The sequence below is a fragment of the Clostridium mediterraneense genome (assembly GCF_900091705.1).
Lineage (GTDB): Bacteria > Bacillota > Clostridia > Clostridiales > Clostridiaceae > Sarcina > Sarcina mediterraneense.
In genome coordinates this window covers 1449653-1465021 of sequence record NZ_LT594785.1, presented here as the reverse complement: position 1 = coordinate 1465021, position 15369 = coordinate 1449653, and the positions used below count along the sequence as shown (strand labels likewise).

At 25.8% G+C, this 15369-nt stretch carries 14 protein-coding genes; 1 reads left to right on the top strand and 13 read right to left on the bottom strand.

Features of this window, described 5'->3' with window-relative positions; all coding sequences use genetic code 11:
- Positions 1–266: 266 nt before the first annotated feature.
- The 4 genes from BN8917_RS09065 to helD all read right to left on the bottom strand — a co-directional run bounded on the left by BN8917_RS09065 (position 267) and on the right by helD (position 4782).
- Entirely contained in the window at positions 267–1475 is a 1209-nt protein-coding gene (locus BN8917_RS09065; protein ID WP_066873647.1) for an NADP-dependent isocitrate dehydrogenase, read from the bottom strand.
- A gap of 377 nt (positions 1476–1852) precedes the next feature.
- A complete protein-coding gene (locus BN8917_RS09060; protein WP_066873645.1) occupies positions 1853–2194 on the bottom strand; it encodes a hypothetical protein in 342 nt (113 codons plus the stop codon).
- A gap of 11 nt (positions 2195–2205) precedes the next feature.
- Positions 2206–2466: a DUF1292 domain-containing protein gene (locus tag BN8917_RS09055; RefSeq protein WP_066873641.1), complete on the bottom strand. Its 261-nt coding sequence runs from the start codon at positions 2464–2466 to the stop codon at positions 2206–2208.
- 27 nt (positions 2467–2493) lie between these two features.
- Positions 2494–4782: an RNA polymerase recycling motor HelD gene (helD, locus tag BN8917_RS09050; RefSeq protein ID WP_066873638.1), complete on the bottom strand. Its 2289-nt coding sequence runs from the start codon at positions 4780–4782 to the stop codon at positions 2494–2496.
- A 116-nt stretch (positions 4783–4898) separates the two neighbouring features.
- Here helD and BN8917_RS09045 point away from each other — a divergent pair, with 116 nt between their 5' ends.
- Positions 4899–5726: a sugar nucleotide-binding protein gene (locus BN8917_RS09045; RefSeq protein WP_066873635.1), complete on the top strand. Its 828-nt coding sequence runs from the start codon at positions 4899–4901 to the stop codon at positions 5724–5726.
- A gap of 35 nt (positions 5727–5761) precedes the next feature.
- Here the strand turns inward: BN8917_RS09045 and BN8917_RS09040 are convergent, their stop codons facing one another.
- The 9 genes from BN8917_RS09040 to BN8917_RS09000 form a co-directional block, all read right to left on the bottom strand.
- Positions 5762–6814, bottom strand: coding sequence for a DNA polymerase IV (locus BN8917_RS09040; RefSeq protein ID WP_066873632.1), 1053 nt, complete (start codon positions 6812–6814; stop codon positions 5762–5764).
- A 66-nt stretch (positions 6815–6880) separates the two neighbouring features.
- Complete coding sequence (gene def / locus BN8917_RS09035) at positions 6881–7372, bottom strand: peptide deformylase (protein WP_066873629.1); 492 nt, start codon at positions 7370–7372, stop codon at positions 6881–6883.
- 104 nt (positions 7373–7476) lie between these two features.
- Complete coding sequence (locus BN8917_RS09030; protein WP_066873626.1) at positions 7477–8646, bottom strand: aspartate aminotransferase family protein; 1170 nt, start codon at positions 8644–8646, stop codon at positions 7477–7479.
- Entirely contained in the window at positions 8636–9517 is an 882-nt protein-coding gene (gene argB, locus BN8917_RS09025; protein WP_066873623.1) for an acetylglutamate kinase, read from the bottom strand. Before argB ends, BN8917_RS09030 begins: the two co-directional genes overlap by 11 nt.
- A gap of 44 nt (positions 9518–9561) precedes the next feature.
- Complete coding sequence (gene argJ, locus BN8917_RS09020; protein ID WP_066873619.1) at positions 9562–10779, bottom strand: bifunctional ornithine acetyltransferase/N-acetylglutamate synthase; 1218 nt, start codon at positions 10777–10779, stop codon at positions 9562–9564.
- A 15-nt stretch (positions 10780–10794) separates the two neighbouring features.
- A complete protein-coding gene (gene argC / locus BN8917_RS09015) occupies positions 10795–11832 on the bottom strand; it encodes an N-acetyl-gamma-glutamyl-phosphate reductase (RefSeq protein WP_066873616.1) in 1038 nt (345 codons plus the stop codon).
- 2 nt (positions 11833–11834) lie between these two features.
- Positions 11835–13229 carry an argininosuccinate lyase gene (argH, locus tag BN8917_RS09010; RefSeq protein WP_066873613.1) on the bottom strand — a complete coding sequence of 465 codons (1395 nt, stop codon included), beginning with the start codon at positions 13227–13229 and terminating at the stop codon, positions 11835–11837.
- Between the two features lie 36 nt (positions 13230–13265).
- Entirely contained in the window at positions 13266–14477 is a 1212-nt protein-coding gene (locus tag BN8917_RS09005; RefSeq protein WP_066873610.1) for an argininosuccinate synthase, read from the bottom strand.
- Positions 14478–14706: 229 nt separating this feature from the next.
- On the bottom strand, positions 14707–15300 hold the full coding sequence (locus BN8917_RS09000) for a helix-turn-helix domain-containing protein (protein ID WP_066873607.1): 594 nt from the start codon (positions 15298–15300) through the stop codon (positions 14707–14709).
- Between the last annotated feature and the right edge of the window lie 69 nt (positions 15301–15369).

Below are 15369 nucleotides of genomic sequence, written 5' to 3'. Positions count from 1 at the left end.
AAAGTAAAAATAACTAACTATCTTACTATTTATAAAATAAAAAAACATAATACTTACTAAATATTTAAAGAATTATTCCTAAATAATAACTTTAGAATTATCTTTATCTAAATTAAAAATTAACATATTTATAATAATAAAATAAATACTATGAGCCTAAAAAGGATACTTTTAATATACATTTACTCAAAATTTTCATAAAAATTAATATTATTAATAAAAAGAAGAGCTTTCATTTTTAAATATAAGCTCTTCTCTTTATTATTTTATAATATATCTAAATTATTTTTTATTTCTAAAATAAACTCTTTATAATTTACTATTTTTTTTATTTCACCAATAGCTATACTTGCTAAATCTTTTGTTAAAATACCACATTGAATAGTATTAATTGTTGCCTTTTCTAAATTGTCAGCAAAATTAATAAGTTCATTTAAATTATCAAGCTCTCCCCTTTTTCTTAATGCTCCTGTCCATGCAAAAATTGTAGCTACTGAATTAGTTGATGTTTCTTCACCTTTTAAATATTTATAATAATGTCTTTGGACAGTTCCGTGAGCTGCTTCATATTCATAATATCCTTCTGGAGAGACTAATACTGATTTCATCATTGCTAAAGAGCCAAATGCTGTTGCTATGAAATCTGACATTACATCACCATCATAGTTTTTACATGCCCATATAAAGCCTCCATCTGATCTAACCACCCTAGCTACAGCATCATCTATAAGAGTATAAAAATATTCTATACCAGCTTTATTAAATTTTTTTTTATATTCTTCCTCATATATGTGATTAAATAAGTCTTTAAATCTATGATCATAAACTTTTGAAATAGTATCTTTTGATGAAAACCATAAATCCATTTTCATATTCAAAGCATATTCAAAACAAGATTTAGCAAAACTTTTAATAGAACTATCTGTATTATGCATTCCCATACTAATTCCATCACTATTTTCAAAATTAAATATTTCTATTTCTTTTTTTATATTATTATCATTTTTTATTGTTAAATAAGCTTTATCACCTTTAGTAACTCTAGTTTCTATTCCTTTATAAATATCCCCATAAGCATGTCTAGCAACTATTATAGGCTGCTTCCAATTCACTACTAAAGGTTTTATATTATTAACAATAATCGGCTCTCTAAAGACTGTTCCATCTAATATAGCCCTTATAGTTCCATTAGGACTCCTCCACATATTAGTTAAATTATATTCTTTAACTCTATCCTTATTAGGAGTTATAGTTGCACATTTAACAGCTACTCCATATTTTTTAGTAGCCTCTGCTGCTTCAACTGTTACTTTATCTTTAGTAAGTTCCCTGTTTTCTAAACCTAAATCATAATATACAGATTTATAATCTATATATGGATTTATAAGTTCTTCTTTTATGCAAGACCATAATATTCTAGTCATTTCATCCCCATCCATTTCCACCAATGGATTTAACATCTTTATTTTACTCATCATATCTCCCCCTAAACCTTTTAGGTAAATTATACAATAAATTAATAATATTGGAAATATATATTTATATAAGCAAAAAACCCTTACCTAAAATTAGGTAAGGGTCTGAAATTTCAAACAATTCCCGAAATGCCGTCACACTTATTTATTCATACCTGCGTCTCGCAGGTGGGTTTTATGCAACTTAAACCTGTTATCTTCTTAACAGAAATCAATACTAAGTTGACTCCTATGAAGAGCTCCATCATTAAATATATTATAAATCCCGAATCTTTAATGTAGGTTGAATATATAAGCTTCGCGTACATCTTAGGACATATCTTATGATTTTATTATAACAAAGTTTCTTCAAAAGTCAAGGAAAACATTTACAAACTTTATTTTTTAATGTAGATAATAAAATTTAAACTTCTCCTTACTTCTAATTCTTTATCTATAGGAATTATTTCATTATTTACTGAAGTAAATTCAAATTCCTCTGTAATCTCATCTGATAAATCTATTATATTATCATAAGCTATATCTTGTAAATATGAATTTGCTTCCATAACTTTTTCTTCTAGATCTTCAAATTCTTCTGAATAACTCATTGCAGCATCAATTTCAATTAAATCAAATTTATATTCACCTTTTATAACAATAGTATTATTAATTTCTTCAAATGATTTTATATCTATTTCAAATTCTTCAAAAGTATCTCTTAATTCTTCTTCAAACATAGTTCCCTCTACTAATAAGCTAATTTCTTATAAACTTTTTTTATTTCATTAAATTCCTTATCATCTTCAACTAAATTATATTCTTCACCATTTTCAGTTAAATCTACTCTAAATGCAAACATATCTACTTCTTCTTTATCTTCTAATGGAGAAAGTAATATATATTTTTGTTCTGCTTCTGTATCTTCATTTAAGTATATTTCTGCTACTATTTCAAATTCTACCTTATTTCCTTCTTCATCTCTAAATGCCATTATTTTTCTATCTTCCATTTCTAACTACCTCTCTTTTATTAAATATTAATCTATTAATTTAGATAATTTACCTTTATAAAATATATACTCATAATGTAATGCTCTTGTTAAAACAACATATAGTAATTTTTTATCTAATTCACTTTCAGTATAATTTTTATCATCTAGATTATAAACTATTGAACAATCAAATTCCAATCCTTTTGTTAAATATGATGGAATTACTATTAATTTTAAGTCTAGAGATTTATCATCATTATTTATCATTGTAAAATCATGATTACAGTATTTTTTTAAGTTTTCCTTTAATCTCTTACATTCTTTTAATGTTTTACATATTATTGCAACTGAGCTCTTCCCATCAGAATATACTTTATCAACTATTTTATCTACTTCTAAACAAAATTCTTTTATTTGCTTAAATTCATTTATAGTAGGTATATCCCCATGCCTTAAAACAGGCATTGCTGGCTTTGGATAATTCTCTTGCTTCTTTAAAACTTTATTAGCAAAATCAATAATTTCAACTGTACTTCTATAGCTTTGTGTTAAAGTTTTATATATTGCTTTTTCTTTATATAGATTATCAATTATATCCTCCCAATTACTTATTCCCTTATAAGAATAAATCCCTTGCCCAATATCTCCTACTATAGTTAAGCTTTGTGCTCTACTCATCATAGAAATAACTTCTAGCTGAAGTGGTGAATAATCCTGTGCTTCATCTATAACTATATGTTTAAATATATCCTCTTCTTTTATACCTTCTATTCTGAATTCTAAATATAACATTGCCGCTAAATCATCTGAATCTATTAAGTTATTTTCTTTATTATATTTTAAATTTTCTTTTATATAATCACTTAATTTTTGTGGTATTTTTCTTGAGGTAACCTCATTAAATATCTCCTCATTGATAAAGAATTCATGATATATATTTGTTGTACTTATACCTTTCCAATCCTCAAAATATTTATTAAATTCTTTTTTAGCATTCTTTTTTAATTCAGATTTTTTATTATCTCTTTCATCATATAACTTAATTACTTCTTTTCTTCTCTCAACTTCATCCTCTATCTTCTTTTTTGTTCTTGAAATAGAGTATTCATATTGAAAATCTATTTTATCTAAAACTTCCAATATTTTTTGCCCTAATTTTTTTTCAAAATATCTTTTTATTTCATCTTTTCTTTTATTTATAGGGAAGTTAATTAAATCTTTTAGGAATAGTCTTTTTATTTCTTTTTTATCAAAAAGCTTATATCCATCTACTTCTATATCAGATATATCACTATCATTTCGTTCTAAGATTCTTATATATCTATCTAGTAATAATTTAAATGCAAAAGTCCCTTTTAATTTACTTTCATTCTTTAAATATTTAATTTCTACTTCATCTAAATCTTCAATCATAGAAACTAATTTCTTATCCTTAGTTATTATTTTTCCTTTAATCCCTAATCTTTTTATAGCTAGTTCTTCAAAAGTCATTTGCGGAACCTTATTCACTCCTAGATTAGGTAAAACTTCTGAAATATAATCTAAAAATATCTTATTAGGGGCAACTACTAAAATATCACTTCCGTCTAAAGTATCTTTATATCTATACATTAAATAGGCAAGTCTATGAAGTGCTACTGTAGTTTTTCCTGAACCTGCAGATCCTTGAATAATAATTGGAAAACTTTTATCAGCCCTTATAATATCATTTTGTTCTTTTTGAATAGTAGCAACAACTTCTTTTAATTTATTACCTGTACTTTCTTCTAAATTAAGCTTTAAAAATTCATCTACTAAAGCATTTTCTCCATCATCCTGAGATTTTAAGATAATTTCATTTATTCCTTCATCAAAATATTTTTCTATATTATTTTCTTTATTATATAAAAACTTTCTCTTAAGCTTTAAATCCCCTTCAATTACTCCACCTGGAGCTACATAATATGCATTTCCCTGTGTTCCACTATAATATAAATCTGCTATTGGAGCTCTCCAGTCAATAACTTTTTCTTCTCCTGTTTCAATATTTCCTACACCTATTTTACCTATATAGAAATCTTCTGGATCTTTTCTAAATTCTCTAAAATTTATTTTTGCAAAATAAGGTCTTTCTTTTATTTCTTCATATTCATCTACATTCTTTTTTACTATATTATATAGTTTTCTACTAATCTCTAATTCCTGACTATACGAACCTTTACTTCTCTTTTCTAAGGAAGATATATTTTCTTTTATTTCATTTTCATTTTTTTTGATACGATTTAATTCTAAACCCAACCATTCTTTTGTATCATTTAAATATTGTTTTTCTTCTTCTAAAATTTTAATATCCATAAATACCTCCCTACTACATAAATATTAATTATAATTATTTAAACTTTTTTGTCAATATAATGTAAAACTAGCATATAATCTAAAAGAAGAAATATAAAATTATAGAGGTGATTATATTGAATATAGGTATAAGTAATTCTGAAAATCCTTTAAGTAATTATATATATGATTATTTTAAATTACAAGTAAAACATAATATTTCAATTTTTGATTCAAATATTTATTTAAATAAAGAAAATATAGAAAAGATAATTTTAAGAAATCACTTAGATGCAATTATACATTTAGATCCTATTTTAGATATAGATAAATATGAAAAAAATCCTGATATTATAAAATCAAATATTAAAATTATACAAAACTTAATTAATGCTTGTAAAAATCAAAATATAAAATTTATATATGTATCATCCTTCCATTCATATGGAGAATATAGCAATATCCCTTATGTAGAAAGTGACTCATGTGAACCTATAAATAATTTTGGATTATTTCAATATGAATGTGAAAAAATAATAAAAAAAAATCTAAAAAAATACTTTATCATAAAATCATCATGGATATTTGGTGGTCAAAATTGTTATATAAAGCAAATAATCTCTAATAGTAATACTCCTTTATTTTTTTGTAGTGAACATATAGTAAATCCTACTCATATAAAATTTATATCTAGTACTTTAGGTAACATAATAAATACTAATAAATATGGTGTATACAATTGCGCTTCCCAAAATAGTTGTTCTAAAATGGAACTTAGTAAATTTATTTTTGATTTCATAAATATAAAAAAAGAAATTCTACCTATTCCTAAAGAATTATCTAATAAGCTAACTAGAACAGCTAAAATGGGAGCCATAAATAGCTCTCTTTTAGAAAATACATTTAATATAGAACTCCCTAATTGGAAAGATTCTGTTTGTGATTATATATTGAAAGAACTTTAAATTAAAAAGGGGATATTTAATATATAATCCCCTCTTTATAGCATATTAAATATACTTATCTGCTCTATTTTTCTCTCTTCTATAGAAGAGACAGTAAGTCCTATAAGTCTTATTGGTTTATTTATATTAATTGAATTAAATATATTACATCCTTCAATATATATTTCTTCTGCATTTATAAAAAAATTACTAAAAGTTTTACTTTTAGTATGAGTTTCAAAATTATTATCTCTAATTTTTAAAGTAATAGTTTTTGCCCTTAAATTATTCTTCAAAAGGTCTAATTCTATTTTTTTAGCAAAATCCTTTAAATAACTATTTAATTCTTTTCTATTAAGTGTATCTTCCCTTAACGTTACTTCTCTACCAAATGACTTCCTTTCTCTTACATTTATTACTTCTCTTTCATCAATTCCCCTTATTCTTTTATAAATTTCTTCACCTGCTTTTCCGAAATAATCTTTGAAAAAATGTTTAGGTAAACTATACATATCACCAATAGTATATATCCCTATATTATTTAATTTAATAACAGATTTTTTTCCTAATCCATGTACTTTAGAGATACTTAATGGCGTTAATAATGATACAACATTTTCTTGTGTTATTTCCATAAGTCCATTGGGTTTATTCCAATCTGAAGCTATTTTAGCTAGAAATTTATTATAAGAAATTCCAACTGATATAGTTAATCCAAGTCTATTTTTTATTTCTGATTTAATTAAAAATGCAAATTTTTTAGAGTCTATATTTTTACTAGATATATCTATATACGCTTCATCTATACTAACTTTTTCTATATTATCAGTAAATTCATATAATATAGAAAAAACTTTATTAGAAATTTCTCTATATCTATAAATTCTTACAGGAACAAAAATAGCACTTGGACAAAGTGCTTTAGCTTTATAAGATGGCATAGCAGATCTAACTCCATATTTTCTTGCTTCATACGAACATGTAGTTACAACGCCTCTTTCTGAATCACTTCCTACTATTACAGGCTTACCTTTAAGCTCTGGATTATCAAGTATTTCAATTGATGCAAAAAAAGCATCCATATCAACATGTAATATTTTTCTTTGCATAAATAAAATCCTTTCTTAAAATATTTAAAAATAAAATTAGAGTAAGGATTATCCCTACTCTAATTTTTATTCCTCTTCAAAACTTTCAAAATCTTCTTCTGTTAGTTCAAATAGCTCAGTAGCTAAATCAGTATACATAATACCATTTAAATGATCTATTTCATGTTGAAAACATCTAGCTAAAAGTTCATCTGCTTTATAAACTTTTAATTCTCCATTTTCATTTAAAGCTTGAATTGTAACTTTTTTAGGTCTTTCAACTAAGCCTTCATGCATTACATAACTTAAGCATCCTTCATAATCTACACAAGTCTTCTTTGAGCTTTCTAGTATTTCAGGATTTATTAATACATATTCATTAACCCCATCTTGAAAGTTTATATATATAACTCTTTTATTAACTGCAATTTGTGGAGCTGCAAGACCTATTCCCTCAACTGTTGCTAATGTATCTTTTAAGTCCTTTATTAAGTCTTGAACTTCATCTATATTTTTAACTGGTTCTGATATTTTTCTTAAATGTTCATCACCAAGTTGTACTATTTCTCTAACAGCCATTAAACTTTTCTCCTTCCGAAAGATTATATTAATATACTTATATTAAAACATATTTTAATAAATTTTTCATTATATATTTTTATTATAAATTAAATCTAATATATTTATATTATTTTTTTCAAAATTTCAAGTCCTTTGATTAAATCTTTCTTTTCTATATTTAAAGGAGGTAAAATTCTTAATGTATTATTTCCGGCTGTTAATATTAAAAGACCATTCTCTCTTGCATTAGTAACATATTTATTAATATCTCCCTTTACTTCTATACCAATCATTAAACCTCTTCCACGTATATCTACTATATTATCGCTTTTAAAATTATTTAAATTCTCAAACATAAATTTAGATTTATCATTTATATCTTGTAAAAAACTATCATCAAAAAATTTTTCTAATATTACATTTGCAACATTAGTAACAAATGGATTCCCACCAAAGGTAGATCCATGTTCCCCATAAGATATAACATCCTTTGTCTTCTCGCTACAAAGTATAGCTCCAATAGGAACACCCCCACCTAATCCTTTCGCTAATGTTACTATATCTGGCCTCATATTATAATACTGATAAGCTAAAAAATATCCTGTACGTCCTATCCCAGTTTGAACTTCATCAACAATAAGAAGTATATCCCTCTTTTCACATAAATCTATCAAGTTATTTATAAACTTTTTATCTAAAGGGAAAATTCCACCTTCTCCTTGAATAACTTCAATCATTATTGCACATACAGTATTATCCAAGTTTTCTAAAACACTATTAAAATTATTAGCTTCTGCATATTTAAAACCTTCTGGAAAAGGAAAAAAATATTTATGAAACTTTTCTTGCCCTGTAGCTTTTAAAGTGCTCATAGTTCTTCCATGAAATGACTGTTTTAAAGTAAGAATAGTTCCTCTTTTAGCACCATATTTATCATAACTATATTTTCTAGCTATTTTAATAGCTCCTTCATTACTTTCTGCTCCAGAATTAGAGAAAAAAACTTTATTCATTCCTGATAAATTACATAAATTTTTAGCTGCTAATATAGTATTCTTATTTAAATAATTATTTGAAATATGAAGTAATTTATTTGCTTGCTCACTTATCGCTCGTATAATATCTTTATTTGCATGTCCTAATATATTCACTCCTATTCCTGAAGTAAAATCTAAATATCTATTATTTTTATCATCTATCAGATAAGAGCCTTCCCCTTTTTGGAAAGTTATATCTATAAAATTATACGAATTTATTAAATATTTTTTACTTTCATTAGCATTATAACTCATCTGTATTCCCCTCTTTTTCTATCATAGTCCCAATTCCATTCTCAGAAAAAAGTTCTAATAATATAGTGTGTGGTATCCTTCCATCAATTATATGCGCTTTAATTACACCATTATCTAATGAATCTATACAACATTCTATTTTAGGAATCATACCACCTTTTATAGTTCCGTCTTTTATAAGTTTCTCAAGATTATTTTTATTTATTTTAGATATTATAGTATCATTATCATTTACATCTAATAAAAGTCCTGGAACATCTGTAAGTAATATTATTTTCTCTGCTTTAAGTGCAGATGCTATTTTAGCAGCTGCAATATCTGCATTTACATTATATATTTTCCCATCATTCCCCATAGCAATAGTTGATACTACACTTATATAATTATTCTTCAAAGAATCTTTTATTACTTTTGAATTAATGCTATCAATATCTCCAACATATCCAAGATCAATAGCTGATTCTTTTTTTGAAGTTTTTATCATATTTCCATCTATTCCACATAACCCCACAGCATTACCACCATTATTATTTATAAGAGCTACTAGTTCTTTATTTATTTTGCCAGCTAAAACCATTTGAACAATTTCCATAGTTTCTTCATCAGTATATCTAAGACCATTTATAAATTCTGAGGTTTTTCCTATTTTCTTTAATGCCTTATCTATTTCAGGACCACCACCATGAACTAAAACAACCTTTATACCAACACAACTCATAAGTACAATATCTTTAATTACAGATTCCTTTAAACTTTTATTTTTCATAGCATTTCCGCCATATTTAACTACAATAACTTTATTATTATACTTTTGTATATAAGGTAATGCTTGTATTAGAGTATTTGCTTTATCTAAATTAGTAATTTTCATCTATAGAACCCCTTTCATAAAATTATTTAGAAATAAAAATAATTTTAAGTTCTATAATCTCCATTTATTCTTACATATTCATAACTTAAGTCACAGCCAAAAGCAAAACCTTCTTCCTTACCTTTATTGATATTTATAAGTATACTTATATCATTTTCATCTAAAATTTGTTTTGCCTTATCTTCATCAAAATTTAATGGTAAACCATTTTTAAATACACATATATATCCTTTTGCACTCTCAAAACAAAGTTCAACTTTATTTACATCAAACTCTATTCCACAGTACCCTAATGCACAAAGAATACGTCCCCAATTTGCATCATTACCAAATATAGCTGTTTTAACTAAACTAGAATTAATTACACTTTTTGAGAGTATAACAGCCTCTTCTTCAGTTTTACATCCACTTATTCTACATTCAATTAATTTCGTAGCTCCTTCACCATCTCTTGCAACAAGTTTTGCAAGCTCAACCAATACATAAGTAAGTGAATCTAGAAAATCATAATAATATTTATCTTTTTCAAGTATAGCATCATTTTTTGCTAATCCATTTGCAAGAATTATTACAGTATCATTTGTACTTTGATCTCCATCAACACTTATTCTATTAAAACTTTTATTAACAGCTATATTTAAAGCTTCTTTTAATAAACTTTTATCTATATTTATATCAGTTGTTATAAATCCTAAAGTTGTTGCCATATTAGGATTTATCATTCCAGAACCTTTAGCCATTCCTCCTATAGTCACAGTTTTATCATCTATTTTAAAAGATACTGCGACTTCTTTTTTTATTAAATCAGTTGTCATTATAGCTTCTCTAGCATAAATATTACCTTTTTTAGATAAATTATTAATAAGATTATCAATATTTGATTCTATATATTCAATCTTTAAAGGAACTCCTATAACACCAGTAGATGCAACTAAAACATTATTTTTATCAATATTATATTTTTCCGCTACAAGTTCACTCATATAATAAGCTCTCTTAAGTCCCTCTTCTCCGGTACAAGTATTAGCATTACCACTGTTTATAATAATTGCTTGTGCACTCCCATCACTTAAATGATCCTTACAAACTAATATTGGATTTCCCTTAACTATATTCTGTGTATATACTGCTGCCCCATTTGCTAGTACCTCAGAATATATAAGTGCTAAATCTAACTTTTCTTTTCTTTTTTTTAATCCACAATGTATACCAGAGGCTAAAAATCCTTTAGCTTCTGTAATGCCCCCTTTTAATATCTTCATTACTTATCCTCCCCATTAAAAATTTGAAGATATGAAATCTAGTCCTTCTGACTCATCTATACCAAGTCTAATATTCATATTTTGTATTGCTTGTCCCGCTGCTCCTTTTATCATATTATCAATAACAGAACAAATAATAACTCTATTACATCTATCATCTTTATGAAGTGAAATATGACAATAATTTGTATGAGTAACTGACTTTATTTTAGCAACATTCCCCGCAGTTAATATCTTTACAAACTTTTCATTAATATAAAAATCTGAATAAATATTAAATAATTCTTTCGTACTTATATTCTTACTTAAGTCAAAGTATATTGTAGATAATATCCCTCTATTAATAGGTAGTAGATGTGGAGTAAAACTAACCTTTATATTATCTCCTACTAATTCACTTAACACCTGTTCTATCTCTGGAATATGCCTATGACCTCCCCCAATAGAGTATGCATTAAAATTTTCATTACGCTCTATATAATGAGTTACTTCATTACAATTCTTCCCAGCCCCTGTAATTCCAGATTTTGAATCTATTATTATAGAATCCTTTTTCACCAAATCATTTTTAAGTGCTGGTGCTAAACCTAAAGCTATACTAGTTGGATAACATCCTGGATTGGCTATTATATTAGAATATTTTAATTTAGATCTTCCAAGCTCTGGAATGCAATAAGTAGATTCTTTATGAAGCTTCTTATCCTTAAAATACTTGCCATAGAACTGTTTATAATCTAATTCATCAGCTAATCTAAAGTCTGCTCCTAAATCAATTAATATTTTATTTTTATTTCTAACCTTTAAAGCAATATCTTCACTTAAACCATATGGTAATGCTAAAAATATAATTTCTGATTTATTTATAACTTCTTCTTCGGATTCAAAAACTAAATCTATAACTCCAAAAAAATTCTCATATATTTCAGAAATAATTTTTCCTTCAAAGCTTCTAGAACTAATAGAAGTCAGTTCAACTAATTTATGTCTTGTAAGTAAAGATATAAGTTCTGATCCTACATATCCTGAAGCCCCTATTATACCTACCTTATACAATACTATTCCTCCAATAAATTTTCCTTAATATATATATATTTATTTAATTCCTCCAATCTTTCTTTTGTTTGTATTGAACTAGGTCCACCAATAACTTTTCTATTTTCTACACATAATTCAATATCTATATATTCATAAACATCATTTTGAAAGGATTGTGAAAATTTTCTCATCTCTTCTATGGTAAGTTCTTCTAAAATTTTATTATTTTCTATACAAAAATAAACTAATTCTCCAGTTATTTTATGTGCATCCCTAAAAGCCACACCTTTTTTAACTAAATAATCTGCCAAGTCTGTTGCATTTATAAAACCATCTTTACAAGCATTTTTCATATTTTCTTTTTTTACTTTTAATGTATCTACCATTCCTGAAAATATAGATATACATATTTTTAAAGTATCAATAGAATCAAAAATTAACTCCTTATCTTCTTGCATATCTTTATTGTAAGCTAAAGGTAATGATTTCATCATACTAAGAAGTCCTACTAAATTCCCATAAACTCTTCCACATTTGCCTCTAACAAGCTCCGCAACATCTGGATTCTTTTTTTGTGGCATAATAGATGATCCTGTTGAATATGCATCATCTAATTCGATAAATGAAAATTCAGAAGAACACCATAAAATAACCTCTTCACTAAATCTAGATAGATGCATCATTATTATACTAATATTACTAGCTAGCTCTAAAATAAAATCTCTATCAGATACAGCATCAATACTATTAGTACTTAATCTATTAAACTTCAATAACTCCTTAACCATGACTCTATTTATTGGATAGGTTGTTGTTGCAAGTGCTCCGCTCCCAAGTGGCATAGTATTTACTCTTTTATAACAATCTTCTAATCTTTCATAATCTCTTTTAAACATTTCTGAATATGCTAACAAATGATGTGCAAAAGTTATAGGTTGAGCCCTTTGCATATGAGTATATCCTGGCATAATTGTATTTATATTTTCTTTAATCTTCTTTGATAATACTTTCTGAAATTCAAGTATTAACTTATTAATTTCTAATATTTGTTTCTTTATATACATTCTTGTATCTAATGCTACTTGATCATTTCTACTTCTAGCGGTATGAAGCTTTTTACCTATCTCCCCTATTTCTTGTATCAAAAGAGTCTCTATATTCATGTGTATGTCTTCTTGATTTTTAGAAAAATTAATTTCATTATTCTCTATCTTTTTTAATATATTTTGAAGTCCTTCTACTATAAGATCTCCTTCATCTCCTGATATAATTCCACAATTACTTATCATAATAACATGTGCTATACTACCTTCTATATCTTCTTTATACATTCTAGAATCTATATGAGTTGAGGAATTAAAATCATTTAACTCTTCATTAGTTTCCTTTTGAAATCTACCTGACCACAATTTCACTATTATTCCTCCCTTATTTTCATATCTTAAAATTTATTAAAAATAATTTTTTCTTTTTTTAGAAATAACCTTAGATGGTAAGCCAAATAAATTTATAAATCCTTCTGAATCCTTTTGATTATAAACATTATCTTCATCAAAAGTAGCTATTTCTTCATCATATAATGAATATTCTGAACTTATACCTGCTGTTATTATATTTCCCTTATATAGTTTTAAATTAACTTCACCTGTTACAAATTCTTGAGTCTTATCTATAAAGGCCATTAATGCTTCTCTAAGAGGTGTATACCACTTTCCAAAGTAAACGAGTTCACCTAATTTTTGGCCAACTAAATCTTTATAATGCATAGTATCTCTATCTATAGTTATACTTTCAAGTTCCCTATGTGCATAATAAAGAATTGTTCCTCCTGGTGTTTCATAAACTCCTCTTGACTTCATCCCAACAAGTCTATTTTCAACCAAATCTATAATTCCGATTCCATTTTCTCCTCCAATCTTATTTAATTCTTTAATTAACTCTACAGAAGTATACTCTACATCATTTATTTTTACTGGAATCCCTTTATTAAATGAAATTTTTAGATATATTGGTTTATCTGGAGCTTTTTCAGGAGTAACACCAAGTTCTAAAATATTATCATAATCTGGTTGATTCATAGGATTTTCTAAATCTAATCCTTCATGGCTCAGATGCCATAAGTTTTTATCTTTGCTATAATTAGTTTCACGAGTTACAGGTAAATCTATATTTCTAGCTTTAGCATATTCAATCTCATCATCTCTAGATTTTATATCCCATATTCTCCAAGGAGCTATAATTTTCATATCAGGTGCAAAAGCTTTTATTGCCATTTCAAATCTAACTTGATCATTTCCTTTTCCAGTACAACCGTGAACAATAGCCTCTGCTCCCTCTTTTTTAGCTATTTCAACTAATCTTTTCCCTATTAATGGTCTAGCAAATGCAGTACCTAAAAGATATTTATTTTCATATAAGGCATTAGCTTTAAGACAAGGAAAAATAAATTCTTCTACAAGTTCTTTTTTTAAGTCTTCTATATAAAGTTTACTTGCTCCTGTCTTTATAGCCTTTTTATTTAATGGCTCTAATTCTTTCCCTTGTCCAACATCCCCTGCAACAGCTATAACTTCACAATTATAATTCTCCTTTAACCATGGTATTATTATTGATGTATCCAATCCTCCAGAATATGCTAAAACTACTTTTTTTAAATTATTCATCCTATCACCATCTTCCAAAATTTGTTAATTAAAATTATATTACTAAATTAATAAAAATGCAAGTTTTTTTATTAAAAATGTATATTTTTTTATTTTTATGCATTTTAATAAATATTTATATAATATATATGCATACATATTAATCTATAAATATTTATTAAAATAAAAAAAAGCATCTAATAGATGCTCTTTTTTATGTAAAATATGATATAATCAACAATATTTTTTATTATTTTATAGGTGTTTCTTTATCATTACCTTGATTTAAACAGACTGAAAATATATGACAATGATTATTTCCCCTATTCTGCTTAGGTATACTTTCATACTTTTTTACTAATTCTCTAAGTTCTATATCAAATTGCTTAAATAAGTCTTCATCTATATTCATATCTCTAGATATAATTGATATAGCATTATTTTTACTATTTAAGTTAACTTTTTTCATCAGAGTATCTATTGATTTTTCTTTTGATTTATCATAATACTCATTTACTATATTTAAAATTTGAGATTTATAAATCTTTCTAGTTTGATTTTTTATGTCTTCACCTTCTATTTGGAAATTTTCTGCTGTTAAATAATAATATTTAGCTACTATCCCCTTAACTTCTTTAGTTCTAACAATTTCTACTATCCCAACCTTTTCTAATTTCTTTATATGATAATGAACTTTAGCTGGTACCTCTCCTAAATAATCTGCTATCTCTTTTACAGTAGAAGCTTCTCGTCTATTTCTTAAAAAAGTTAAAATTCTTAGTCTATATGGATCTGAATATGCTTTAATTTGTTCAACAGTTACTAAATTTACAACATCTTTCACTTAAAATCCCCCCAAATAAAATTAGTTATCATTAACTTTATCCAAATTATACCACATTGAAATACTATT

Bases quoted from the DNA above. Each gene is read 5' to 3' on its own strand.
- BN8917_RS09065 (WP_066873647.1), bottom strand. From the start codon at position 1,475: ATGAGTAAAATAAAGATGTTAAATCCATTGGTGGAAATGGATGGGGAT.
- def (WP_066873629.1), bottom strand. From the start codon at position 7,372: ATGGCTGTTAGAGAAATAGTACAACTTGGTGATGAACATTTAAGAAAA.
- argB (WP_066873623.1), bottom strand. From the start codon at position 9,517: ATGAAAATTACTAATTTAGATAAAGCAAATACTCTAATACAAGCATTA.
- BN8917_RS09055 (WP_066873641.1), bottom strand. From the start codon at position 2,466: ATGGAAGATAGAAAAATAATGGCATTTAGAGATGAAGAAGGAAATAAG.
- helD (WP_066873638.1), bottom strand. From the start codon at position 4,782: ATGGATATTAAAATTTTAGAAGAAGAAAAACAATATTTAAATGATACA.
- BN8917_RS09040 (WP_066873632.1), bottom strand. From the start codon at position 6,814: ATGCAAAGAAAAATATTACATGTTGATATGGATGCTTTTTTTGCATCA.
- BN8917_RS09060 (WP_066873645.1), bottom strand. From the start codon at position 2,194: ATGTTTGAAGAAGAATTAAGAGATACTTTTGAAGAATTTGAAATAGAT.
- argJ (WP_066873619.1), bottom strand. From the start codon at position 10,779: ATGAAGATATTAAAAGGGGGCATTACAGAAGCTAAAGGATTTTTAGCC.
- BN8917_RS09005 (WP_066873610.1), bottom strand. From the start codon at position 14,477: ATGAATAATTTAAAAAAAGTAGTTTTAGCATATTCTGGAGGATTGGAT.
- BN8917_RS09030 (WP_066873626.1), bottom strand. From the start codon at position 8,646: ATGAGTTATAATGCTAATGAAAGTAAAAAATATTTAATAAATTCGTAT.